The organism is Maribacter aestuarii, assembly GCF_027474845.2.
Taxonomy (GTDB): Bacteria; Bacteroidota; Bacteroidia; order Flavobacteriales; family Flavobacteriaceae; genus Maribacter; species Maribacter aestuarii.
This window is the reverse complement of sequence record NZ_CP107031.2, coordinates 3,466,284-3,490,861: the sequence shown is the minus strand read 5'-3', so window position 1 is coordinate 3,490,861 and position 24,578 is coordinate 3,466,284. Positions and strand designations below refer to the sequence as shown.

Below are 24,578 nucleotides of genomic sequence, written 5' to 3'. Positions count from 1 at the left end.
ACCTGGCTTTACATTGGCCCATGTAATAAAATTGCTGCAATCTCACTTGAAGCCTGAAAGGAAACTACCGAGCTAGCTATTTGGTCGTCATAAACCAGTCTCTTGTACAGTCGTGAATTCTTACCGGTAGTTAGGATGGAGGATATTAAATCAAAATGTATATCCTCTTTAGCGCCAAATTGCGGTGTGTTCCAAGCGAATAAAATCCTTGCCTCAGGTACGCGATCTTCATACACTTGATAGGTATCCCCGTTATGTACTGGAATATTTATCTCCTGTCTTGCCACCGTTGGTCCTGAAGGGATGTCCCCAAAATAATTCAATACTTTTTGATAAACTTCTTGTGGATCAATGTCACCCGCCACTGCCACAACAGCGTTAGCCGCACCATAGTAAGACTTAAACCATTCCTGTACATATTCTAATGAGGCAGCGTTCAGATCTTCCATCTCACCAATTACCGTCCAAGAATACGGGTGTCCCTTAGGCTACATCGCTTTGGTCAACAAATCCCACTGCTTCCCGTAGGGTTGATTCTCACCTTGTCTTTTTTCATTTTGAACAACACCCCTTTGTTCGTCCAATTTTTCTTGATCTATGGCCCCTAAAAGATGACCCATTCTATCCGATTCTAAAAACAGCACTTGGTCCAAAGCCGAGACCGGTACATTCTGGAAATAATTGGTGCGATCGGAGTTAGTTGTACCATTTAAATCGGTTCCTCCTATTCTTTCCAAAGCCTGAAAGTAATCATCGTTAAAATTTTCACTTCCGTTGAACATCAAATGCTCGAATAAATGGGCGAAACCGCTCTTACCTGGTTTTTCGTTCTTTGACCCTACGTGATACCAAACATTGACTGCAGCTATTGGCGCTTTGTGATCTTCATGGACTAATAGTGTTAATCCATTAGGTAATACAAAACGTTCATATTTTATGTCTATTTGATCCGCTTTGAATTCAAAATCTTGTGCTCGTACTGTGGTTAAGGCAAGTACCGAAACCAAAAAAAGTAATACTAATTTTTTCATGATTGATGTTTGTTTTGAATATTCATAAATATAAGCTATACGGAGGATCGAAGCAATTTTTAGGAGCCGGAATAAAATATTATATCTCGTTAGTTCAGGGCCCTGTTAATGATTATTTTAGTCTTGAATAAAGTTTTAAATGATAGCAGAACGGAAAGTCTTAAAAGTGCACTATGGATTATCGGATATAGTCCTTTCTAAACTTGAGGGCTATGACAGCATTAATTATAAAGTATGCAGCCCTACAAATAGTTTCGTTTTAAAAGTTTATCCTTTTTCTGATGAGCTTTTTGCTTTACTGGAGGGTGAAGAAAAGGTTCTTACAAAGCTCAGAAAGGCAAATGGTATAGAAGTTCCCTTTACCATTTTGAATAGTAATGGGACACCTTATACAATCATTGATAATTCACTGTATCGACTTTTACCTTTTTTAGAGGGTAAATTTATTAGTGAAGTTGAACATAGCACTGAAATTTTGGAATCATTCGGGAAGGCTTTGGCGTTAATGGACAAATCACTCTTAGGCCTTTACGATGCTGCGTTACACGGAAAAGAAATCCAGTGGGACTTAAAGTATTTTAAGAAGAATAAAAGATTCCTAGAGGAAATAGATAATCCCATGGACCGAAGCCTAGTTCACTATTTTTTTCTTCATTTCGATGAAAATATTTATCCAATTCAGGATACATTCCGAAAAAGCATTATACATAATGATGCGAACGATTGGAACGTTCTCACTCAAAATGGTCGGGTTTCAGGAATTATAGATTTTGGGGATATGTGTAGTTCTTGGCTCATCAACGAGTTGGCAGTTGGATTGACTTACATGCTTATGGGCAAGGAAGAGCCGTTAAAGGTAGCCGCCGTTATCATTCAAACATACCATTCCTATTATCCCCTACTCGTTCATGAAATCGATGCCCTTTACTATCTAATTGCGGCCCGTCTTAGCACTAGTGTATGCAATTCAGCACATGCCAAAAAACAGAAGCCAAATTCGGAATATATAACAATCAGTGAAAAGCCCGCGTGGGATTTACTTCGAAAATGGATTCAAATAAATCCAATCCTCGCGAAAGATACATTAAGAGCAGCCTGCAGCTTTGAAAAGACGCAAAAACAAGATTTGGAGAAACAACTTGTACAGCGGAAGAGAAATTTCAGCGGGGCGCTTTCCATGAGTTACAGCCATCCCATTCAAATGTCAAGGTCCGCCTTTCAGTACATGTATGACACAAACGGAAATACCTTTTTGGACGCCTACAATAATATCATGCAAGTGGGACATTGTCATCCGAAGGTAGTGGAGGCAGGGCAGCGGACATTGGCCAGGCTGAATACCAATACAAGGTACCTTTATGATGAATTTTTGTCATACTCCGAAAAGCTGTTGGCAAAACTCCCCCCTTCTTTGAATAAGGTATTCTTTGTGAATTCCGGGAGCGCAGCAACCGACTTGGCCATTAGAATGGCAAAGGCACATACCAAAAAGAAAAAAATAATGGTGCTGGAACATGGCTATCATGGAAATACCCAAAATGGTATAGATATCAGTCATTACAAATACAACCATAAAGGAGGAAGCGGAAAAGCAAATAATATTGTGGAGGCTCCTTTGCCCAAGGTGTTTGAATCTGGTTTTAAAAATGAAAACGACGCAGCTGCTCACTTTGTAAAAGAGACCTTCTCAAGGATTACAGAAAATGAGGGTGAAATTGCCGCCTTCATAGCCGAACCCATTGTGGGCTGCGGTGGTCAGGTACCACTACCAAGGAACTATTTAAATAAAATTTATCCTAAAATAAGGGCGCAAGGTGGGATTTGTATAAGTGATGAAGTACAAGTTGGGTTTGGTCGTTTAGGAGCTTTCTTTTGGGGATATGAAATGTATGACGTTGTTCCGGACATGGTTATTCTGGGTAAACCAATGGGAAATGGGCACCCCATTGGTGCTGTAGTTACCACAACGGAAATCTCGGATAGCTTTGACAATGGTATGGAGTTCTTTAGTTCATTTGGCGGCAATCCTGTTTCCTGTGCTATTGGTGAAGCCGTTTTGGATGTAATAGAAACAGAGAACCTGCAAGAGCAGGCTCGTTTAGTTGGAAAATATTTAAAGGACGAACTCAAAACTTTGGTCAAGAACTATCAAGAAGTTGCCGATGTTCGTGGCGAAGGTCTATTTTTAGGCGTCGAGCTATTGGACCAGCACAGAGCTCCCGGCACCAAGTTGGCTAATATCCTAAAGAATCGATTAAGGGACAACCACATACTGGTCAGTACGGACGGCCCATACGACAATGTGCTAAAAATAAAACCACCTCTTTATTTCAATCGGCAGAACGTGAATCAATTGATTAACGAAATGGATCTAATTTTGGGGGAAACCCTAAAAATTTAATACTTTTAGCTCCCTAAACGAACTTATCCATGAAAAATTCCCTCTTAAATAATATTGGTCTGGCATTTTTTAGAATTGCCGTTTCCGTAATGATGATGACACACGGTTTACCCAAATTTCAAAAGCTGATTGCCGGTAATTTTGAATTTGGTGACCCTATAGGAATAGGTGCCGCACCTTCATTGTTTTTGGCCGTTTTGGGTGAGTTTATTTGCCCCTTACTCATTATTTTGGGTTATAAGACTAGACTATTCGCTATTCCAACTGCTATTACCATGGCTGTTGCTGCTTTTATAGCTCATGCCTCGGACCCCTTTGCGGATAAGGAAAAGGCTTTGTTCTATCTAGTGGCTTTTATTACTATCGCCTTACTAGGTCCAGGAAAATTCAGTTTGGATAAAAAGTAATTTTAGATAATTTTTACGAGCAGTTCTTTAAGGAGGTCGGCCTGGCTGACATTTGTTGCGCCTACGCCCTTACCCTTTAAATCCATTTCCCTGAGGTAGGAAATAATTCTACTTACTTTTTTCATTGGGTAGTTCTTGGCCGCTGTTTGAAATTCGCCGACAAAATAAGGATTGATTCGCAGCGCACTCGCTACGCTTTTAGGAGAATGGTCGTTAAGTCCGTGATACTGTAATAGCTGCGAAAAAAAGGAATGCAAAAGTGTTACGGTAAGCACAAAAGGATTATCCTTTGGGTTCTGCGCAAAATAAGTTACTATTTTAGTAGCCTTTAGAACATTGCGCTCTCCAATGGCCTTTTTCAACTCAAAATTGTTATAATCCTTACTAATTCCTATATGTTCTTCTATTTGTAAAGGTGTAATCTCACTTTTTGGAGGTAATACCAATCTTAGCTTTTCTAGCTCATTGTTTATTCGGCTCAAATCGGTTCCCAAATACTCCACAAGCATAAGGGCGGCCTTATGGCTAATCGAATAGCCACTCGATAAAAGGGTTTTTCTAATCCAGTCGGAAACTTGATTCTCGTATAGTTTTTTACTCTCGTAGACAACCCCACACTTTTTTATACTTTTATATAGCGCTTTTCTTTTGTCCAGCTTTTTATACTTATAACAAATCACCAAAACAGTCGTGAGTTGCGGATTGTCCGCATAACTGGATAATTGTTCTATGTTTCTGGACAAATGCTGTGCCTCCTTAACAATGACAACTTGATGTTCAGCCATCATGGGATAACGCTTGGCATTACCAACAATATCGTCAATAGATGATTCTTTCCCATAAAGGACCACTTGATTAAAGCCTTTTTCCTCTTCGGTTAATATCTTACTGCCTATATAATCAGAAATTTTATCTATATAATAGGCCTCTTCCCCAAAGAGGAAGTAAATAGGCTTTATGACCCCTTGCCGTATATCATTAACAATTTGTAACGCTTCATCCATTCGGAAAAATTCATCAAATTTGTCAAATGCAACCGCTTAATTTTCCCAGTTACACCTTCAGGGTCAAAAATAGTCAAAATAAGACGCTCATTTTTGATGGAATAAGGAAAAAGTTTGTGGTCTTGAGCCCCGAAGAATGGGTTAGGCAACATGTGGTAAAATACCTCACGGAAGAAAAAAATTATCCCTTAAGCCATATAAACGTCGAGAAGCAAATTATGGTCAATGGCCTTACAAAACGATATGATATCATTATTTTCAACCCGGACGGAAGTATTCAGTTGTTAGTAGAGTGCAAAGCACCTTCAATAAGTATTTCCCAGGAGACGTTCGACCAGGTTGCAAGATACAATTTTAATTTGGACGCCACGTATTTGATGGTAACCAACGGATTGGCGCATTACCATTGCAAAATGCTTAAAGAAGAGGAAAAATATCAGTTTTTGAAGGAGATTCCTGAATTTAGCCGTTAATTTGCCTTCGTTTTGAAAATCGCCATTGTCATACTCAACTGGAACGGGGAAGTGCTATTAGAGCGTTTTCTACCTTCTGTTGTGAAATTTTCCGAGGATGCCGATATATACGTAGCGGACAACGCTTCTACAGATGGTTCTGTTTCCTTCTTAAGAAAACAATTTCCAGGAATCAAAATCATTCAGAATGAGACTAACGGTGGGTTCGCAAAGGGATATAACGATGCGCTCCAACACGTAAATGCCGATGTTTTTTGTCTCTTAAATTCTGATGTTGAAGTTACCAAAGGATGGCTAAGCCCAATTATTGAAGGTTTCAACACGCTTACAGATGCGGCCATTATACAGCCCAAGATTTTGGATTTGTTGAAAAAGGACCATTTTGAATATGCCGGTGCAGGAGGAGGATTCATCGATCAGCTTGGATATCCGTTTTGTCGAGGGAGAATTTTTCAAACCTTGGAAAGGGATAACGGGCAATATGATGATGTCAAGGAGATTTTTTGGGCTACGGGCGCCTGTATGTTCGTTAAGCGCGATGTTTTTTGGCAATTAGGTGGTTTTGACGCGGATTACTTTGCCCATCAAGAAGAAGTAGATTTTTGTTGGAGAGCAAAAAACCAAGGGTTTAAGGTTTACTATATAGGAAAGTCTAAGGTCTTTCATTTGGGTGGCTCTACTTTGAGTAACATGAATCCTAAGAAAACCTACCTAAATTTTAGGAACTCACTTTTTTCAATAACCAAAAACCTTCCTAGAAGAAAAGCATTCGTGATTATCTTTATTAGATTACTTCTAGATGGTGTGGCCGCATTACGTTTTATTTTCCAATGGAGATTTCGGCACTGTTGGGCCATTTTACGGGCTCACTTTAGTTTTTACCGTCAATTTCGAAAGATTTACAAAAAAAGGGAGAAGGCTAAATTTATATTAAAATACTATATCACAAAGTCCATAGTATGGTCTTATTTCGTACATCAAATAAGAAATTTTAACATTTTAGTAAAAGATTAACTAAGTAGACTAACTAACGACTTCCAAATTATATAATTTTGGTCGCGCTAAATGCGAAAAACTAGTAAATAACAAACATTAATATAGTCAGCAATTATGAAGAAAATCATTTTAGGATGTCTTGGAGTAACCCTTTTATTGTCTTCTTGTGTATCACAGAAGAAATACGCGGATCTTGAGGCAAAACAAAAAGAGACACAAGATTTATTAAACTCTGCAACGGTTAAATTAAACGACTGTCTGGAAGAAAAAGCAACAGCTTCTTCTAGACTTCAAACTTTGGAAGACCAAAATGCTTTCTTAAAAGCGAACAATCAGGAACTTATCAACAACATGGGCAACTTAACCACCTTAACTACTAAGGGAGCTGAGAACCTAGAGAAATCATTGGAGAGTCTTCAAGAAAAAGACCTTACTATTCGTAAACTAAATGATGCAATCACAAGAAGAGATTCTGTGAACCTTTCTTTAGTACAGAGCTTAAAAGGTGTTTTAGGCAACTTGGATGATGAGGATATTGAAATCAGCGTTGAAAAAGGTGTTGTATTCGTATCTATTTCCGATAAGTTATTGTTCAGCAGCGGAAGTTACAATGTTACTAGTAGAGCGAAAGAGGTTCTAGGCAAGGTTGCCAAAGTGGTTAACAACAAACCAGATTTCGAATTTATGGTAGAAGGCCATACGGATGATGTTCCTTACAGAGGTAACGGTGTATTGTTGGATAACTGGGATTTGAGTGTAAAACGTGCAACTGCGGTTGTTAGAATTTTACAGAACGATTTCAATGTTGATCCCAAGCGTATGACTGCTGCTGGTAGATCAGAATATGTACCTGTATCTTCAACAGAAAAATCAAAGAACAGAAGAACACGTATTGTTGTGCTTCCTAAAATTGATCAGTTCTACAGTATGATAGAAGAAGGAATGAAAGATCCAGCCATAGGCGGAAAGTAATTTCTAATAAATATTTAATGAGAGAAGCGGTCCAATTGGACCGCTTTTTTTATGTATGAAAATTACCTTTCTAAATGATGTCCAAGTCTCCCTTACCTTCCCGTACTACTTGCGGGTAACCTTTGGAAAGGTCTATAATTGTTGAAGCCACATTGTCCCCATAACCACCGTCAATAACAATATCAACTAAATTTTTCCACTTTTCAAAAATGAGCTCCGGATCCGTTGTATATTCCAGTACATCGTCCTCATCCCTAATAGAAGTAGAAACGATGGGATTACCCAAACCTACCACCAAGGCCCTTGCAATATTGTTGTCGGGTACCCTTATACCTACGGTCTTCTTTTTTTAAAATCCTTAGGTAAATTATTATTTCCGGGAAGAATAAAAGTATAGGGTCCAGGTAAGGCACGTTTTAAAATTTTGAAAGTAGCCGTATCTATTTGGCGAACATAATCCGAGAGATTACTCAAATCCGCACATATAAACGACCAATTAGCTTTGGCCAACTTTATGCCTTTAATACGCGCTATTTTTTCCAGAGCCTTGGTATTGCTAATATCGCAACCCAGGCCATATACCGTGTCGGTAGGGTAAATAACCAATCCCCCATTCCGCAAGACATCCACTACCCTATTGATCTCTTTTGGGCTAGGATTCTCTTCGTATATTTTAATGAACTCTGCCATATCAAACCTCGGTCTAAACCGTTATTATATAAATAACGTAATATTTTTATTATGAAAAAAGTTGCACTTCCAATTTTTATTTTAATACTATTCTTTTTTAACGCATGCTCCACGGATGATGGTGAAAATAGCGATTTAAATACAGCGGAAGCAACGGAGCTAAAAAATGTCTCCTACGCTGCGGACGCTCAACAGACCTATGATATTTACCTCCCGAAAGATAGAAGTTTAAACACCAGTGTTATACTTTTAATCCACGGTGGCGGATGGACATCTGGTGATAAAAATGATATGCTCGGGTTCTACGAATTCATTAAGACCGAAATTCCCGAGGTAGCCATTGTAAATATGAACTATAGGTTAGCGGACAATGGCACTAGCCCATACCCCATGCAGATCGATGATATTTCTACACTAGTACTGCTATTAAAAGAAAAACAAGTGGAATATTAAATCTCGGACAATTTGGGAATTATGGGAGTTAGCGCTGGTGGACATTTGGCTCTTCTATGGAGTTACGCCCATGACACCGATAACCAAGTAGCGATGGTATGTAGCATGGTTGGGCCCACAAACCTTCTTGATGATGCCTACCAAAATAGTACCGAACCAGTATTGCAGGAATTAATCGGCTTATTTGGTTATGATGAAGAACTCCTTGAAGAGGCAAGTCCGTTATACCAAGTAAAATCTACCTCTCCCCCGACAATTTTATTCTACGGTGGTCAAGATCCTTTAATTCCGGTATCCCAAGGCATTGCCTTGGAAGGGAAACTAACTGAACTAAATGTAATCCATGAATTTACCTTATACGAGAACGAGGGTCATGGTTGGGTGGGTCTCAATCTTTTTGATACGTCAATTAAACTGAAAGAATTCATCAATAAAAATCTGTAAAAGAAATCTTTTCTTAGTTTTTTGGTAAAACTATTCTACCTGATATACCCTGATATAATCAACTTCCATCGTGGCGGGAAATATAGTAGTATCAACACCTTCAAGTCCTCCCCAATTGCCTCCCACGGCAATGTTCATCAAGAAGTAGAAATTATTAGAAAAAGGCCAACTGTCCACAGTGGAAACAGTGGGTTTCCTAAATGTAAATTTTATATTGTCCACCTCATCAACATAGAACTTTATATACTTACTGGACCATAGAATTCCAAAATTGTGAAATTCTTCCTCAATAGTTTCAAGGTCTACCGCCCCTGAAGTGATTTCAGTCCCGTTAGTATGGTTGTTAGCAGTGCTGTGAATGGAAAAGTGTGTTTTGTTTGGGTTAAAACTTACATATTCCATCATATCGATTTCGCCACAGGCGGGCCAACTGACCGTTTGTATATTACTTCCAAGCATCCACAGTGCAGGCCATATTCCGTTTCCTTTGTGTTCCGGCATTTTGGCGCGAATTTCCATTCGTCCATACTTGAATGATTTTTTACTATTTATACGGGCCGATGTGAAAGCTCCCTCAATAGTATTGTCCTCGTTCTTTTTGGCGGTAATCTTTAAAATTCCATCACTAACTTCGGTATTGCCCTGAGCTTGGTAATTTTGTAGCTCATTATTTCCCCAACCGTTCCCACCGGTCTCAAAAACCCAGTTATCAGGGGAAAGGGATGTCCCATCAAATTCGTCGCTCCATACAAGTGCCGCATCGTCCCAGTAGTCCGCATCATCAGGGTCTTTAGCGCTAGATTCGGCTTCCTCAGGTTTCGGGTCGGGTAATTGCACTTCTTCCTGTTCCGTCACACTAGAACTTGAACAGCCGTAAAAAAATAATAGGACGTACAGAAAGTAACTGATATTCATCTTCATAGATTTTTTTTTCGAATTTAAACTAAATTTTATTAATCAAAACTCTAGGCGAATATTATTTAAGGACTTCCAATTTTGCGAACCGCAGCAATAACTTCTTTACATCACCTTGGTTAAACTGTATCTCCGCCTTTCTATCATTTCCTGCTCCCTCTATTTTAAGGACTTTTCCCCTTCCAAATCGCGTATGGTTTACCAAGGAACCTTCGGTCAGATTTGGGTCAATGGTATTAGTATTCCCGACAGGTTGCGCCAATTGAGGTTTTATCTTCCTCAATTTTTTAAGCTGATTTGAATTTGGCTGACCAATACTTGGAGGAGTGCCTTTCGTAGGTTTTATCTGCCGTAATTTACTTTTATCGATATCGCCAAATATATTGGCATCTATTAATGATTTATACCGATACCCCCCATCTACGGGTGTTAAGTTCTCTACATATTGCTCATCTATCTCCTCTAAAAACCTGCTCGGCTCTGCATCGATCAGTTTTCCCCAGCGATATCTGTTCTGTGTATAGGTCAGGTAAGCTTGTTTTTCTGCCCGCGTCAACGCTACGTAGAACAGCCTTCGTTCCTCTTCCAATTCACTCCGTGTATTCATACTCATTGCAGACGGAAACAAATCTTCTTCCATCCCCACAATATATACATACGGAAACTCCAAGCCTTTTGCCAAATGAATGGTCATGAGGGCAACGCGATCATCGTCTCCGGTATCCTTATCCAAATCAGTTGCCAGCGCCACATCTTCAAGAAATTCGGAGATGCTGCCTGTAGCCTCGTCAATTTCTTTCTGTCCTTCAACAAAATCCTTAATACCATTTAGTAATTCCTCTACGTTCTCCATGCGACCTATACCTTCGGGAGTGCCATCTTTTTTGAACTCTAATAGAATTCCTGTTTTTTTAGCCACGTGTTCCGCTAACGTAAAGGCATCCGCACCTTCGTTCATGATTTGAAAACTCTTGATCATCGTTACAAAATCCTCTAATTTTCTTTTGGTGCCGGAATTTATTTTCAAATCGATTTTGGAGATATTCTCCATCACTTCAAAAATAGAGCGGTCGTAATGATTTGCGGCCACCACCAATTTGTCCACCGTAGTCTGCCCTATTCCTCTAACGGGAAAATTAATGACACGTTTAAGTGCTTCCTCGTCCTTTGGATTTATTACTAATCGTAAATATGAAAGTACGTCCTTAATTTCCTTTCGTTGGTAAAATGAAAGTCCGCCGTAAATACGATAGGGAATATCCCTTTTGCGCAACGCATCTTCAATGGCCCTGGATTGCGAATTTGTACGGTACAACACCGCAAATTCTCCGTTGGAAAGTTGATTTTGCATCCTGTTTTCCCAAATGGAACCGGCCACGTATCTTCCTTCCTCTGCATCTGTAACACTCCTATGGATAATGATTTGATTGCCCTCATCATTGGCGGTCCAAACCACTTTTTCCAGCTGATTCTTGTTTTTAGCAATAATGGAATTCGCGGCGTTCACGATATTTTTGGTCGAACGATAATTTTGCTCCAAGCGATACATTCCTACATCATCATAATCCCGCTGAAAATTTAAAATGTTACTGATGTTGGCCCCACGAAAAGAATAAATACTTTGCGCATCGTCACCTACGACACAGATGTTTTGGAAACGGTCGGCCAAGGCCTTGACAATCAAATATTGGGAATGGTTGGTATCTTGATACTCATCTACCAAAATATACCTAAAACGATCCTGATACTTCATGAGGACATCTGGAAACCGGGTCAACAGCTCGTTAGTTCTTAACAGCAAGTCATCAAAATCCATGGCCCCTGCTTTAAAGCAACGATCCACATAATTCTGATAAATATCCCCTATTCGTGGTCGTTTTGCCATGGCATCTGCCTCCATCAATTCAGGATTGTTAAAATAAGCCTTAACCGTAATCAAACTGTTTTTAAAGGAGGATATTCTATTTTGTACCTGTTTGTACTTGTAAATATCCTTATCCAAGCCCATTTCCTTGATGATGGAGGATATTAATCGTTGGGAATCCTGCGTATCGTAAATAGTAAAGTTGCTTGGATAACCTAGTTTATTCCCATCGTAACGCAGCAATTTGGCAAATACGGAGTGAAATGTACCCATCCAAAGATTTTTTGCCTCTGAGGCTCCAACGATGGTTGCGATACGCTTTTTCATTTCTCGTGCCGCCTTATTGGTAAATGTCAAGGCCAGAATATTAAAGGAATCCACACCCTGCGCCATTAGATGTGCAATGCGATAGGTAAGCACCCTAGTCTTTCCAGATCCGGCTCCGGCAATCACCATGAGTGGCCCGTCCTTGTGCAGAACAGGGGCCTTCTGTGCGTCATTTAGTTCGTCTAAAAAAGTACTCAATATTCCGTTTGTTTTAAACCGTGAATTTAGCCATAATTAAAGGATACCGAAAGTGATGCTTTTTAGAATTATAAACAATAGCTGGTATTTCCTTTCAATTTGAATATATTTAGCCTTCTATTGCTAGTTCTATGAGCGAATTTAATTTCAAAGGTTTTTTTCTGGTCGTTTTCAGTTTGATTTTTGGACACTTTGTGAGTGGTCAAGCTAAGGAAAGTGGTCCGGTTATCAAAGATTACGGCAAGGTCTGGGAGGTGGAGAACACGGATTTTAAAACGGACCAAACCAAGACCTACAAAGCTGTTTTTGACATCATGAACTCCCCTGAGGATTCGTCCCAACTGAATGCTAGCATTGAAACTGCCGCTAGATTTCTGAACATGCACGCTCAGAATGGCGTCCCTGTGGAACATTTGAAAGTTGCCTTGGTCGTACACAATAAAGCCTCTAAAGATGTGATTACCTCAGAAGCCTACACTACGAAATACGGCACTGATAATCCTAATGAGCAATTGATAAAGGATTTAATCGGAGCTGGGGCTCAAGTTATATTTTGCGGACAATCCTCCGCTTCTAGAGGATTTCCTAAGGATGAACTTATTGAAGGGGTACAACTATCGCTTTCGGCCATGACCGCTTTGATACAATTACAGGACGATAATTACAGATTAATTAAATTTTAAATATAGATTATGAAAAAAATTACTCTTTTGGCCATTTTTCTGTTTGGCTTTTCCGCTTATGCGCAAGGCCCTAAACTAGAAAAGGATTATGCCGCAATTGAAAACAAGGTGATTGAATGGCGCAGGGACATTCACCAAAATCCGGAGTTGGGTAATAGGGAGTTTAAAACGGCAGAAAAAATTGCGAAACATCTAGAATCCTTAGGCATAGAAGTTCAAACAGGCGTTGCCTATACGGGAGTGGTCGGAATATTAAAGGGAAATAAACCAGGGAAAGTAGTTGCGTTACGTGCGGATATAGATGCGCTGCCAGTAGTTGAACGCAACGACCTTCCGTATAAATCGACCGTAACCTCCGAATATTTAGGAGAAAAAGTAGGGGTTATGCACGCCTGTGGCCACGATACGCATACAGCCATTCTAATGGGCGTAGCTGAAGTCATGTCCAAGAACAAGGACAAAATTAAAGGTACTATAAAGTTTATTTTTCAACCTTCGGAGGAAGGTCCGCCCCCTGGAGAAGAAGGTGGTGCACTTTTAATGGTGAAGGAAGGTGTTATGGAAAATCCTAAGGTGGACGCTATTTTTGGTTTACACATCAATTCTCAAACACCTGTTGGCACAATAAAGTATAAATCTGGTGGTGCGATGGCGGCAGCCCAGAGTTTTACCATAAATGTAAAAGGCAAACAAAGTCACGGCTCAAGACCATGGTCAGGGGTAGATCCAATTTTGATTAGTGCTAAAATTATTGATGGGTTACAGACCATTATCAGTAGAGAAACGGATTTAACGGAAGAGGCGGCTGTAATTACCGTAGGTAAAATTAAAAGTGGAGTCCGTTCTAATATCATTCCTGAAAGTGCGGAGATGATTGGTACAATCCGGACTTTAGATTATGACATGAAGGATAAGTTAAACAAGCGAATGGTTGAAATGGTAGAAACCATTGCTAAGGCTTATGGCGGAACCGCTACCTGTGAGATTATGGATGCTACGGATATTACCTATAATAATCCTGAATTGGTAGAACAAATGCTGCCTACCATAAGGCGGGTTGCGGGAGAAGCCAACATCCAAACACATAAAGCAATTACTGGAGCCGAAGATTTTTCCTATTTTCAAAGGGAAGCACCTGGATTTTTCTTTTTCTTAGGCGGTATGACCCCCGGAAATACTGAGTCTTTTCCACATCATACACCTGATTTTAAGATTGATGATAGCGACTTATTATTAGGCGTTAGGGCACTTACTGAAATGAGTTTAGATTATTTGAACAGTGATAAAACGCCAATATTGGAAAACAAACCAAAAGGTTAAATTTTATTAGCCAAATTTTTGGTGGCGATATGGGGTGTTATTATCTATAGATTACCTTAAAACTAAATCCAATTTTCCAATGGTCGGAAGCCATTGTAGACGGCTAGACGTTATTAGTGAGTACCTGCGTTAATCAATAGTAGCTAATTTTCAAAAATAAGTTCCTTATTAATGGTTTGCAAGAATTAAAAGACTGTTCGTATCTTGGTCGTCGCTTATAAAAAAGAATGATTCATATGAAAAGAACTATACTATTATCCCTAATAACACTTTTAACCTTTACAGCTATAACTGCACAAAAAAAAGTGAGCTTATCGCCCAGAATCAAGAATTGAAATTTAAGCTTGATTCTGTAAATCGTATCATTTCCAACGCGAAACAAAACGAAAAAATTAGCCTTATAAAGGCCAATGAACTTCAAAGTCAGGTTAGCGAACTTCAGGATGCCAATGCCACCCTTATGAAAAACCTGAATAGTTTTGCGGCACTATCCAGTCAGAATTCAGAAAACATTAATAAAACGCTCGCCACTTTAGAGCGAAAAGAAGCTCAATTAAAAGGGCTTGTCGACGGTTTTGCCTCTAATGATTCTACAGCTTTGGTAGTATTAACCAATGCCAAAAGGACCATGGGCGAAAATGCAAAAGTACAAGTCAACGACGGGGTTGTAATACTTTCAGAAAACTTGAACTTTTTCTTTTCGGATGGTTTAGGGAGCAGTCTTTTAGACTCCTCCAAAGATTGGCTATCGAACGTGGCCAAACTTATTAACGCAAGTCCGCAATCTGCCATTACGATAACAGGAATGTCAATTACTGGTGAATTCGATGTTGCCTTGAGCCAAGCCACCGCAGTAGCACAACAGCTTGTCAAAGAAAATTCAGTTAGTGGTTTACGACTTTCTGTGAAAGCAGGGGACGGAGGATTTAAAGAGAGTATTCAAATCAGGATACATCCGGACTATAAAGCTTTTTACTCAAATGCAAAAGATGAAATGAAGAATTAAAAAAACATGCATTTCATCGATTACCTACTATAATAATTGAATAAATTAGTCGTTTTAGAGTCATAAAATAGATAATTAATTTTTTTAAATGCTCAGAAAATGACCTCAGACCAAATTTTTCAACTCTTTGCTTATTTATTGCCATCCGTCGTGACGGGAGCTATTGCCTTTTACTTTTTTAGGATGCATACCAATAATGAAGAAGGCAGAAGACGTTTTTTATTGCACAAAGATTCGCAAAAGGACACACTGCCTATACGCCTACAGGCATATGAGCGTATGGCGCTATTTCTAGAACGTATGGCACTTCCGAGCTTGGTTGTGCGTGTAGCACCACTTACGAAAGATAAATCAGCTTATGAAAATCAATTAATAAAAAGTATTGAAACGGAGTTCGACCACAATTTATCCCAACAGATTTATATGACGGATGAGTGTTGGAACATCATCAAAGCGGCCAAGAATGCCACGGTACAAATGATTCGTAAGGCGGCCATGAGTGAAACGGAATCTGCCGATAAACTGAGAGAAGACATTTTAACCGAAACCATGGAAAAAGCTTCTCCTTCCGCCACTGCTCTTTCTTTTGTTAAAAAGGAAATTGGAGAACTCTGGTAGGGAAAATTCAAGTTCAAGAAGCAAGTGCAAGGAAAAAGTAAATAGGAGTTTGTGGGTTGAACTACTCAAAAAAGTAGTTTTGACTACTGACAACTGACTACTGACTTATTCATGTTCGTTAGGCTCGATGGGGTTTGTCTCTTCGTTCTTATTCTTTGCGTATAAATAGCCTCTCTTCCACCAAAGTGTCATTTTATCCTTATCAAAAATTAAGGAATTTGTGGTTAGAATGGTTGGCGTATAATACAAGTTGATGATAGCATTATTCTGATTGGCCACTAGCTTTCCAATTCTAATATTGTTGGTTTCTATACGATCTAAGATAAAACTCATCATTGTCGTTAATAGCTCAAAAGGATTTCGTGAAGGCATTCTATTGTAGTAAGTTACCTCTGTATGCAATACGACCACGTCCACTTCCGTAGCTCCACGGCGAATGGCCTCCTCAATAGGAACAATACTGCCCAATCCGCCGTCCGCATACTCGCAACCATTTTTACGCACCAAACTCATGAAAGGAGTGTAGTTGGAAGAAATCCAGACCCAATCACAATAATCATCATAAGTACATTCTTTTAACGTCTTGTATTCTACTTGGTTCAAGGAGAGGTTGGATACCGTTATTACAACATCCGGATTCCCTTCCTTTAATTGCTTAAATTCTTCTTTGGTGATACTGTTTTCTATCAGTTCCCTTAAATTCTCACTTTCCCCAAAAGTTTTTTTACCGGTAGCTAGATTTTTAAGAACGTTCCAGTGATTAATCGAAATTTCATCAACACCATACTTTTTCCGTATGAGAAAGGGGCAATTATTGAAAATGCTCTTCTGATTTACATTGGAATAAATATCCTTGATTTTATCAAGTTTGCCTAATGCTAGGTGGGAAATCAACAAACTACCAGTAGAGGTGCCCACGAACAAATCATATTTTTTTCCCGATTCTTGAATAAGGAACTGTGCAACTCCTCCGGCAAAAGCACCTTTACTACCACCTCCAGAAATGACCAGTGCACGCATTAATTCTTAAATTTAGTATGAATATAACGCAAATCGTCGTCTTTTAGTTCCTCAGCCAGTTGCTGCATTCTCAAGAAGTAGTCCGGGTCCTTAAGTAAATCATCAACTAAATTTCGGGCGAATTTCTTGAACTGCCAGGCATGATGGTTTGTAGCACAGATTAAATTAACAAGGCTTTGATAATTAAGCTTAAAAGCTTCTTTTAGATAAAAAAAGGCATTCTGCCGTATTTCAAAGGAATATTCCGGGCCCGTATACGAGTTCAACTCCCTAAAATAATCTTGCGTATTTGATTGGTTATAATTCGCCGTTAGTATAGCTAAAGTCAACCATAGTAGGCGCACATTTTTATTGGGCAGTCCGATAACATCTTTGGTGATTTCTAAATATTTGTCTCTATCTACGGGATAATACTGCCATAGATTAAACAGGGCCATTTCCTTGGTAATATAGCTCCTGTCTGAAAGCAAGGATAATAATTGCCCTGTCGTCATTAAATTGTTTACCCCCTTCTGATTCAGTAATGCTTGCCTGACGGGTACCGTATCCGATTGAAATGCCTTGTCTAAAAGTTCTGAAGGTAATGCGGCCCTATACTTTTCGAGCATTCGGATTTGTAGCTGTATGGAATTGCCTCTGTTCCAATATTTCAAATAATCAATAGTATCACTTTGAGCAGTTTTTATTTCCGCTTCCATTTGTAAGAACAGTTTAACGGAAGGCGATTTCTGGCCTAATTTTTCCATCGCTTCTTTGAATGGGAATGAGGTTGATTCCAACCAGTCTCTCCTGAAAACCGATAAATCCTTTCCACTTGCCGATGCCATCTCATCAAAGAAGTTGGAAATGGTAACAGTATTAAACTGATACCTTTTCAAGTATTTTTGGATTCCGTTCTTAAAAGCTTTGTCCCCCACCAAATCCCTAAGTAATACCAGAGCCCATGCCCCCTTTTCGTAAAAAGTTAGACTACTTGCCTTTGGGTCCAATAGAGATTGACCTTCTCCCCTCTCCGAAAGTTGCTGAAGTTCATTGGCCGTTTTAAATAAGTTCCAATAATAATGGTCATCACCAAATAACTGCTGTTCCGTTAAATAGGCATAGTAGGTAGCAAAACCCTCGTGCAACCAATGGTGTTCCCCATTTTTTTCGGTCACCAGATTTCCAAACCATTGGTGTGCCAATTCATGCGCATTTACGTTAACATAATTCTTATCTACAAAAGCGATGGAATCAATCATATACTGATCGGAGAAAATTGTGGTTCCCGTATTTTCCATTCCGGCATAGAGGAAATCACGAACTGGAATTTGTTTGTAATTCTGCCAAGGATATACTACACCGATTTCCTTTTCCAAAAAATCAAAGATTTCCTTTGTATATCTGTAAGTAGGCTCGACCCTTAAACTATCCTGAGGATAAAAATAGTTTATCAAGGGAATTCCAGAAGAAGAAACCAATTCTTGCTTATTGTAATCGCCCATGGCAAAAGCAAGTAAATAACTGCTCATGGGATTTTTCATATCATAATTCCACGTTACCTTTTCCTGACCTACTTCCTTGCCAATAAGTTCGCCGTTGGCAATTACTTGAAGTTTTTTGTTAGCGATAATTCTGAAGTCAAACTCCACCTTTTCTGCCATATCATCAAAACTGGGCAACCAACGACTCGTATATTTTCCTTGGCCTTGCGTCCAAACTTGTTCGTTACCCGTTATAGAATCGTTCCAACCTATAAAGTAGACGGTCTGTTCTGGCTTGCAGGAATAGTGTATACGTAGTTCATGATTTTTATTCTTTTTAAATCTATTTCGAATGGATAGTATATGACCGTCATTTAAATATTCAATTGGCTTTCCGTCTAGAAGAACTTTGGAGACCTCAAGATTTTTTGCGTCCAAAAAAATAGAATCTACATTGGCCAATACCTCAAACCCATAGACCACAGAGCCATTTATTGACTTATTCTTTGGAATTGGTTCGATGAGAACATCCCCATGAATAAAATCTACTTTATCCTGATTTTGAGCATTAGTAGTTAAAAATGAAAAAAGAAATAATAAAATGAAAAACCTTCTCATAATCAATAATAAGCAAAACATGAGCCAAATTTAGGGCTTTAGAATCGTATAGATAAACCTAGTGTTCGGCGTGATTTTTTTTTAGCTAAAACAGTAAAATAACGCTACCTATCTCTTTTGTCGATTAAGGGGCTTATACCTAAATTCGTTGAATGAATGCCAATTTTCTACAAACTCCCGTTGCATACTTAAAAGGTGTAGGCCCCAATAGGGCGGAGAGTTTGCAATCGGAATTGGGTATTTATGTGTATCAAGACCTATTGAATCTGTTCCCTAACCGATATATTGATAAGACCCAGTACTACAAAATAAACCAACTGCAAAAAAGTAATGCTGATGTTCAAGTAATTGGTAAAATAATCAATATCAAAACAGTAGAGCAAAAAAAGGGTACGCGCCTCGTTGCTAAATTTCAAGATGAGACCGGAGAAATGGAACTGGTTTGGTTTCGCGGACAAAAGTGGATCAGGGAAAATTTAAAGCTCAACATCCCCTATGTGATATTTGGAAAATGTAATTGGTTCAATGGTGTGTTTTCTATGCCTCATCCGGAAATGGAACTACTAAAAGAACATAAAGAGGGACTTAAAGTCCACATGCAACCCGTTTATCCTTCTACCGAAAAATTAAGTAACAAAGGCGTCACCAATAGGGTCATTAGCAAATTGATGCAACAGTTGTTTATGGAGACACGGGGAAAGTTCGCAGAAACGCTATCCGACAAATTGTTGTTTGAACTTAAACTTCTGAACAAAAGCGAAGCACTCTTCAATATTCATTTTCCGAAAAATCAGGAATTATTGGCGAAAGCCCAATTCCGATTGAAATTTGAAGAATTATTTTACGTCCAGATGCAGCTCATTGCAAAGAATATGCTGCACAAACAAAAAATAAAAGGCTTCAATTTTGACCAAGTCGGGGAGCTTTTCAATAATTTTTACCAAAACCATCTTCCTTTTGAGCTGACAGACGCCCAAAAAAGGGTAATTAAAGAAATCAGGGCAGATTTGGGAAGCAATGCCCAAATGAACAGATTATTGCAAGGTGATGTGGGCTCGGGTAAGACCATCGTGGCCGTTATGGTGATGCTTTTGGCCATAGATAATGGTTTTCAAGCCTGCTTAATGGCACCCACAGAAATTTTAGCCAACCAGCATTATAATGGTATTACTGAACTTCTTAAGGGTATCAATATAACTTGTGAACTACTGACCGGGTCTGTTAAAAAATCGGCAAGAAAGCCTATACATGAGCAATTGGAAAATGGACAGCTAAATATCCTAATTGGCACCCATGCTTTACTAGAGGACAAAGTACAGTTCAAAAATTTAGGCTTGGCCATTATTGATGAACAGCATCGTTTTGGTGTAGCACAACGTTCTAAGCTTTGGCACAAAGGAAGCCCACCCCTAACCCCTCCCAAAGGGAGGGTGAATGAAATACATCACAAGTATCGAACTGCCAGACCTACTACATACAATCTTTTAAAAAAACACCAAGAAGAACGAAAAAAACAAGCCACTGAAGCTAAAAAAATTTTGTGGGAGCAGCTAAAAAACAAACAACTAGGGCCGAAGTTTAGAAGACAGCATATCATTGACGAATTTATCGTTGACTTTGTATGCCTCTCAAAAAAGTTGATAATTGAAGTTGATGGAGAACATCACAACAACCCGTCTCAATTGGAGGTGGACAGACTAAGAACACAGATTTTGAATGAATTTGGGTATACTGTTATACGATTTAAAAATCAAGAAATTATAGGTGATGTTGATTCCGTCCTCAATAAAATAATAGCGAGATTAGATAGCCTCCCCTTGGGGGAGGTTGGAGGGGCCTATCCACCACATATTTTGGTCATGACCGCAACTCCAATTCCAAGGACCTTGGCTATGAGCCTCTATGGAGATTTGGACATTTCCGTCATCGATGAACTGCCACCAGGTCGGAAACCCGTTAAAACCGTTCATCGGTACGACTCCAACCGACTAAAGGTGTTTAGATTTATACGGGATGAAATTAAAAAAGGGAGACAGATTTATGTTGTTTATCCATTAATTCAAGAGTCCGAGGCACTGGACTATAAGGATCTAATGGACGGATACGAAAGTATAGTCCGTGATTTTCCAATGCCCGAGTATCAAATTTCCATCGTTCACGGTAAAATGAAACCTTCCGACAAGGATTATGAAATGGCGCGTTTTGTAAATGGTGAAACCCAGATTATGGTAGCCACAACAGTTATAGAAGTTGGCGTAAATGTGCCCAATGCCTCGGTAATGATTATTGAAAGTGCGGAACGTTTTGGGCTATCACAACTGCACCAATTAAGGGGACGTGTAGGTCGCGGAGCCGACCAAAGTTTCTGCATCCTCATGACAAGCCTTAAGCTATCGTCCGAAGCGAAAACCAGACTGGAAACCATGGTGAGTACTAACGATGGTTTTGAAATTGCAGAGGTGGATCTTAAACTCAGAGGACCAGGCGACATCATGGGAACTCAACAGAGTGGGTTATTAAACTTGAAAATAGCGGATATCGTTAGGGATAATGAAATTCTTAAAACCGCTAGATATTATGCCTTACAGCTATTAAAAGACGATCCGGCTTTAGAAAAACATGAAAATTTGGTTATTCGGCATACCTACGCCCAATTGATAAAATATAAAAATATCTGGAATTATATTAGCTAATCATTACGGCTTTCAACTTAGAAAAGAAAACCAATAGCAAAATTTATAATCTTACATAATATCCCTGAAATTGAGGTAGGTTTAGGAATCTATAGAATTATTGCATCTAAAAATGATTTATCTAACCTCAAACATATCCAAAGGCTCTGAACCGCTTTCATAAAGATGGGATTCCAAAATATTAAGGTCAAAATCTACAAACATAACTCCATATTCAGGAAAAGCAACTAAAAAGGATAATGCTATTACCTCATTTTCAAAATCATAAACAACATCGTATAAGTCGTTTATGAACTTCTCATTATTTGTAAACTCAAGAAATTTTTCCTGTAATTTTAGTAATGAAATTGCTTTATAAGTCTGATTAGCCATATCATATAAAACAATACCTTTCGTTAGTCTATTCTCTTCTAATAAACCGTCTGTAATAGTTAGCATCATCTCATTTTCAAAAACCGCTTCATTCATGTTTGGAGTACCCATCTCAAATGGAAAGTTGTAACCATCAATTGATGAATCCATCATATAATCGAATACCGTCCCGTCTGAAAAAATCACTTTATTCTCATAAATAGCAAAAGTTGAGTTAGTTGCTGGATTATCAAAAGTGGAAATAATTTCTTTTGTGGATAAGTTCACTACGTTCCAACCAAAGGTATCAACAGTACCATTATCTCGGTTTTTCCAGTAATTATGGAAATAAAAATTTTCATAAGACTTATATCTGAAAAAATCACAGTTCTGGCCGGTTTCACCAGAAAGTGCTATTTCATCAATTTGATTGTTGCTAGGATCGAATATATGTAATGAGTTCTGATATACCCCATCAGCGGTAAAATTGGAAACTAAGGTGACAAAATAATCTGATGTTGGAAATTGACAAATGTTGTATCCGCTAGCCATGAGCTCATCATTTGTTACAACCCTGTAATTATCTATAAAAATTCCTGATTTATTACGTAAATCGTAGCTTAAAAACTCGAATGTTCCTAACGCAATATCCGACCAAAAGAACAAATTGTTTTCTATGAGTCTATATTTACTTCCAGCGGCAATCGGATAGGAAGATGATAAATTAATTGGTTCGGATGTATTGATTTGCTGGTCTCCTTGCCTATAATCCGAAAGTAGATAATCACTACCCAAACCATTAGGCATTTGATACAGAACGGCAACAGAATTGGTAAAAACTTTTTGAGTCTCTGGTGGGTCATTTTCCTCATTTGGTTCTTCGCCATCTCCATCTTCTGTGACAACTTCATCATCATTTCGTACCTCATTTTCAGGTTCAAAAGTATCTGACCCACATGAAGAGATTAAAGCGATACTTAGAATAACAAAAAGTTTTTTCATCATTTTTAAAATTTAAACAACAATAATCAAAAATTGCGTAGAATAAAAAAACGTTAAACAGAACCAAATAGTATTTGATTTCTTAAGAAGTAAGAAATACTATTTTTGAACATCGTAATTTTAAAAGGGTATAATTTCGAAAGAATCCTTTCATTCATTAGCTTTGTTAGCTTAGAATTGAAAGAATATGAGTGCAACAAAAACGTTATTTGACAAGGTTTGGGATTCGCACGTGGTGCATCAAATAGAAAATGGCCCAGATGTGCTGTTCATCGACCGTCACATGGTACATGAGGTCACTAGCCCTGTCGCTTTTTTAGGCTTGAAAAATAGGGGGATTCGGGTAATGCATCCGGAAAAAACATTTGCCACGGCAGACCATAACACGCCAACAATCAACCAACACCTCCCCGTGGCCGACCCATTGTCCGCAAATCAATTAAAAATGCTGGAAGAAAATGCCAATGAATATGGTATTTCCTACTGGGGACTTGGTCATGAAAAAAATGGTATCGTCCACGTAGTTGGTCCAGAGTACGGGATCACCCAACCTGGTGCCACAATTGTTTGTGGTGACTCACATACTTCTACCCATGGGGCTTTTGGAGCCATTGCCTTTGGTATTGGAACCTCTGAAGTAGAAATGGTTTTGGCTACACAATGTATTATGCAGCCCAAACCTAAAAGAATGCGCATTAATATTACCGGATCGTTGCAATACGGGGTTACACCTAAAGATGTCGCGCTTTTTATCATTTCACAACTAACTACTTCCGGTGCAACGGGATATTTCGTCGAATACGCTGGTGATGTTTTTAAAAACATGACTATGGAAGGTCGAATGACGGTATGTAATCTTAGTATTGAAATGGGAGCCCGAGGCGGTATGATAGCTCCGGATGAAACTACGTTTCATTATATAAAAGGACGTGAATTCACGCCTAAAGGCGAAGCCTGGGATAAAGCCATGGATTATTGGCAAACCTTGTACACAGACCCCGATGCCATTTTTGATAAGGAATTAACCTTTGATGGTTCCTTGATAGAACCTATGATCACTTATGGCACCAACCCCGGAATGGGAATGGGAATCAAAAACGATATTCCTACATCAGATATGGTACAAGGGGGCGCATCAACCTATAAGAAGTCATTAAAATATATGGCCTTTGATGAGGGCGATTCCATGATTGGAAAGCCCATTGATTTTGTATTTCTTGGAAGCTGCACCAATGGCAGGATTGAAGATTTTAGGGCTTTTGCTTCCATAGTTAAGGGAAGAAAAAAAGCGGGTAATGTTACTGCATGGTTAGTTCCCGGAAGCCACAAAGTGGAGAACGCCATTAAGGAAGAGGGTATCCTGGATATTTTAAAAGAAGCAGGTTTTGAACTTCGCGAACCGGGTTGTTCCGCATGTTTGGCTATGAACGATGATAAGATTCCTCCCGGTAAATTAGCGGTAAGTACATCAAATAGAAACTTTGAAGGTCGGCAAGGTCCTGGCTCAAGAACGTTATTGGCAAGTCCATTAGTTGCTGCCGCAGCTGCGGTTACAGGAAAAGTTACAGACCCAAGGGAATTAATGCAATTAGAAACGGCATAACAAATTACCCATAATACAAAACTGAA

The 24,578-nt window shown here is 38.9% G+C and carries 19 protein-coding genes and 2 pseudogenes; 12 read left to right on the top strand and 9 right to left on the bottom strand.

The window, feature by feature from the left end:
* Positions 1–8: 8 nt before the first annotated feature.
* Both N8A89_RS15845 and N8A89_RS15840 read right to left on the bottom strand, forming a co-directional pair.
* Positions 9–449, bottom strand: coding sequence for a M16 family metallopeptidase (locus N8A89_RS15845; protein ID WP_281543096.1), 441 nt, complete (start codon positions 447–449; stop codon positions 9–11).
* A 39-nt stretch (positions 450–488) separates the two neighbouring features.
* Positions 489–1,031: a M16 family metallopeptidase gene (locus N8A89_RS15840; protein WP_289644590.1), complete on the bottom strand. Its 543-nt coding sequence runs from the start codon at positions 1,029–1,031 to the stop codon at positions 489–491.
* A gap of 139 nt (positions 1,032–1,170) precedes the next feature.
* Here N8A89_RS15840 and N8A89_RS15835 point away from each other — a divergent pair, with 139 nt between their 5' ends.
* Positions 1,171–3,432 (top strand): aminotransferase class III-fold pyridoxal phosphate-dependent enzyme, encoded by a 2,262-nt coding sequence (locus tag N8A89_RS15835; protein WP_289644589.1) that lies wholly within the window; start codon positions 1,171–1,173, stop codon positions 3,430–3,432.
* Between the two features lie 29 nt (positions 3,433–3,461).
* The gene (locus tag N8A89_RS15830) at positions 3,462–3,839 is read left to right on the top strand and encodes a DoxX family protein (protein WP_281543092.1); all 378 of its coding nucleotides are present in this window, start codon (positions 3,462–3,464) and stop codon (positions 3,837–3,839) included.
* Positions 3,840–3,841: 2 nt separating this feature from the next.
* On the opposite strand, the gene holA is transcribed toward N8A89_RS15830, so the two are convergent.
* A complete protein-coding gene (gene holA, locus N8A89_RS15825; protein WP_281543091.1) occupies positions 3,842–4,843 on the bottom strand; it encodes a DNA polymerase III subunit delta in 1,002 nt (333 codons plus the stop codon).
* 26 nt (positions 4,844–4,869) lie between these two features.
* Here holA and N8A89_RS15820 point away from each other — a divergent pair, with 26 nt between their 5' ends.
* From N8A89_RS15820 to N8A89_RS15810, 3 genes are all read left to right on the top strand, one after another.
* Entirely contained in the window at positions 4,870–5,316 is a 447-nt protein-coding gene (locus N8A89_RS15820) for a type I restriction enzyme HsdR N-terminal domain-containing protein (RefSeq protein ID WP_289644587.1), read from the top strand.
* A gap of 12 nt (positions 5,317–5,328) precedes the next feature.
* Complete coding sequence (locus N8A89_RS15815) at positions 5,329–6,330, top strand: glycosyltransferase family 2 protein (protein ID WP_289644586.1); 1,002 nt, start codon at positions 5,329–5,331, stop codon at positions 6,328–6,330.
* A 96-nt stretch (positions 6,331–6,426) separates the two neighbouring features.
* Positions 6,427–7,284: an OmpA/MotB family protein gene (locus N8A89_RS15810; RefSeq protein WP_281543090.1), complete on the top strand. Its 858-nt coding sequence runs from the start codon at positions 6,427–6,429 to the stop codon at positions 7,282–7,284.
* A gap of 70 nt (positions 7,285–7,354) precedes the next feature.
* Here N8A89_RS15810 and N8A89_RS15805 read toward each other — a convergent pair.
* Positions 7,355–7,974 (bottom strand): annotated as a pseudogene (locus N8A89_RS15805) (L-threonylcarbamoyladenylate synthase).
* Positions 7,975–8,025: 51 nt separating this feature from the next.
* Between N8A89_RS15805 and N8A89_RS15800 the strand changes: the two are divergent.
* A pseudogene (locus N8A89_RS15800) lies at positions 8,026–8,871 on the top strand (alpha/beta hydrolase fold domain-containing protein).
* Positions 8,872–8,901: 30 nt separating this feature from the next.
* Here the strand turns inward: N8A89_RS15800 and N8A89_RS15795 are convergent.
* Positions 8,902–9,792, bottom strand: a complete 891-nt coding sequence (locus tag N8A89_RS15795; protein ID WP_281543089.1) for a glycoside hydrolase family 16 protein — start codon at positions 9,790–9,792, stop codon at positions 8,902–8,904.
* 55 nt (positions 9,793–9,847) lie between these two features.
* Positions 9,848–12,175: an ATP-dependent helicase gene (locus tag N8A89_RS15790; RefSeq protein ID WP_281543088.1), complete on the bottom strand. Its 2,328-nt coding sequence runs from the start codon at positions 12,173–12,175 to the stop codon at positions 9,848–9,850.
* A 131-nt stretch (positions 12,176–12,306) separates the two neighbouring features.
* On the opposite strand from N8A89_RS15790, the gene N8A89_RS15785 reads away from it, so the two are divergent.
* The 4 genes from N8A89_RS15785 (at position 12,307) to N8A89_RS15770 (ending at position 15,802) form a co-directional block, all read left to right on the top strand.
* Positions 12,307–12,858, top strand: a complete 552-nt coding sequence (locus N8A89_RS15785) for a DsrE family protein (RefSeq protein ID WP_281543087.1) — start codon at positions 12,307–12,309, stop codon at positions 12,856–12,858.
* A gap of 9 nt (positions 12,859–12,867) precedes the next feature.
* Entirely contained in the window at positions 12,868–14,178 is a 1,311-nt protein-coding gene (locus N8A89_RS15780) for an amidohydrolase (RefSeq protein WP_281543086.1), read from the top strand.
* A gap of 331 nt (positions 14,179–14,509) precedes the next feature.
* Positions 14,510–15,184: a hypothetical protein gene (locus N8A89_RS15775; protein ID WP_281543085.1), complete on the top strand. Its 675-nt coding sequence runs from the start codon at positions 14,510–14,512 to the stop codon at positions 15,182–15,184.
* A 99-nt stretch (positions 15,185–15,283) separates the two neighbouring features.
* On the top strand, positions 15,284–15,802 hold the full coding sequence (locus N8A89_RS15770) for a DUF7935 family protein (protein WP_281543084.1): 519 nt from the start codon (positions 15,284–15,286) through the stop codon (positions 15,800–15,802).
* 105 nt (positions 15,803–15,907) lie between these two features.
* Here the strand turns inward: N8A89_RS15770 and N8A89_RS15765 are convergent, their stop codons facing one another.
* Together N8A89_RS15765 and N8A89_RS15760 are read right to left on the bottom strand one after the other, a co-directional pair.
* Positions 15,908–16,822: a patatin-like phospholipase family protein gene (locus N8A89_RS15765; protein ID WP_281543083.1), complete on the bottom strand. Its 915-nt coding sequence runs from the start codon at positions 16,820–16,822 to the stop codon at positions 15,908–15,910.
* The gene (locus tag N8A89_RS15760) at positions 16,822–18,903 is read right to left on the bottom strand and encodes a M1 family metallopeptidase (RefSeq protein WP_289644585.1); all 2,082 of its coding nucleotides are present in this window, start codon (positions 18,901–18,903) and stop codon (positions 16,822–16,824) included. Before N8A89_RS15760 ends, N8A89_RS15765 begins: the two co-directional genes overlap by 1 nt.
* A 152-nt stretch (positions 18,904–19,055) precedes the next feature.
* Here N8A89_RS15760 and N8A89_RS15755 point away from each other — a divergent pair, with 152 nt between their 5' ends.
* The gene (locus tag N8A89_RS15755; RefSeq protein ID WP_289644584.1) at positions 19,056–21,596 is read left to right on the top strand and encodes a DUF559 domain-containing protein; all 2,541 of its coding nucleotides are present in this window, start codon (positions 19,056–19,058) and stop codon (positions 21,594–21,596) included.
* A gap of 117 nt (positions 21,597–21,713) precedes the next feature.
* Here N8A89_RS15755 and N8A89_RS15750 read toward each other — a convergent pair whose 3' ends face one another.
* Positions 21,714–22,952, bottom strand: coding sequence for a hypothetical protein (locus tag N8A89_RS15750; RefSeq protein ID WP_281543080.1), 1,239 nt, complete (start codon positions 22,950–22,952; stop codon positions 21,714–21,716).
* Between the two features lie 184 nt (positions 22,953–23,136).
* On the opposite strand from N8A89_RS15750, the gene leuC reads away from it, so the two are divergent.
* Entirely contained in the window at positions 23,137–24,552 is a 1,416-nt protein-coding gene (gene leuC, locus N8A89_RS15745) for a 3-isopropylmalate dehydratase large subunit (protein ID WP_289644583.1), read from the top strand.
* Positions 24,553–24,578: the final 26 nt, after the last annotated feature.

Bases quoted from the DNA above. Each gene is read 5' to 3' on its own strand.
- N8A89_RS15760 (WP_289644585.1), bottom strand. From the start codon at position 18,903: ATGAGAAGGTTTTTCATTTTATTATTTCTTTTTTCATTTTTAACTACT.
- N8A89_RS15840 (WP_289644590.1), bottom strand. From the start codon at position 1,031: ATGAAAAAATTAGTATTACTTTTTTTGGTTTCGGTACTTGCCTTAACC.
- N8A89_RS15795 (WP_281543089.1), bottom strand. From the start codon at position 9,792: ATGAAGATGAATATCAGTTACTTTCTGTACGTCCTATTATTTTTTTAC.
- N8A89_RS15750 (WP_281543080.1), bottom strand. From the start codon at position 22,952: ATGATGAAAAAACTTTTTGTTATTCTAAGTATCGCTTTAATCTCTTCA.
- N8A89_RS15765 (WP_281543083.1), bottom strand. From the start codon at position 16,822: ATGCGTGCACTGGTCATTTCTGGAGGTGGTAGTAAAGGTGCTTTTGCC.
- N8A89_RS15820 (WP_289644587.1), top strand. From the start codon at position 4,870: ATGCAACCGCTTAATTTTCCCAGTTACACCTTCAGGGTCAAAAATAGT.
- leuC (WP_289644583.1), top strand. From the start codon at position 23,137: ATGAGTGCAACAAAAACGTTATTTGACAAGGTTTGGGATTCGCACGTG.
- N8A89_RS15835 (WP_289644589.1), top strand. From the start codon at position 1,171: ATGATAGCAGAACGGAAAGTCTTAAAAGTGCACTATGGATTATCGGAT.
- N8A89_RS15810 (WP_281543090.1), top strand. From the start codon at position 6,427: ATGAAGAAAATCATTTTAGGATGTCTTGGAGTAACCCTTTTATTGTCT.
- N8A89_RS15845 (WP_281543096.1), bottom strand. From the start codon at position 449: ATGGAAGATCTGAACGCTGCCTCATTAGAATATGTACAGGAATGGTTT.
- N8A89_RS15785 (WP_281543087.1), top strand. From the start codon at position 12,307: ATGAGCGAATTTAATTTCAAAGGTTTTTTTCTGGTCGTTTTCAGTTTG.
- N8A89_RS15755 (WP_289644584.1), top strand. From the start codon at position 19,056: ATGAATGCCAATTTTCTACAAACTCCCGTTGCATACTTAAAAGGTGTA.
- N8A89_RS15830 (WP_281543092.1), top strand. From the start codon at position 3,462: ATGAAAAATTCCCTCTTAAATAATATTGGTCTGGCATTTTTTAGAATT.
- holA (WP_281543091.1), bottom strand. From the start codon at position 4,843: ATGGATGAAGCGTTACAAATTGTTAATGATATACGGCAAGGGGTCATA.
- N8A89_RS15780 (WP_281543086.1), top strand. From the start codon at position 12,868: ATGAAAAAAATTACTCTTTTGGCCATTTTTCTGTTTGGCTTTTCCGCT.
- N8A89_RS15770 (WP_281543084.1), top strand. From the start codon at position 15,284: ATGACCTCAGACCAAATTTTTCAACTCTTTGCTTATTTATTGCCATCC.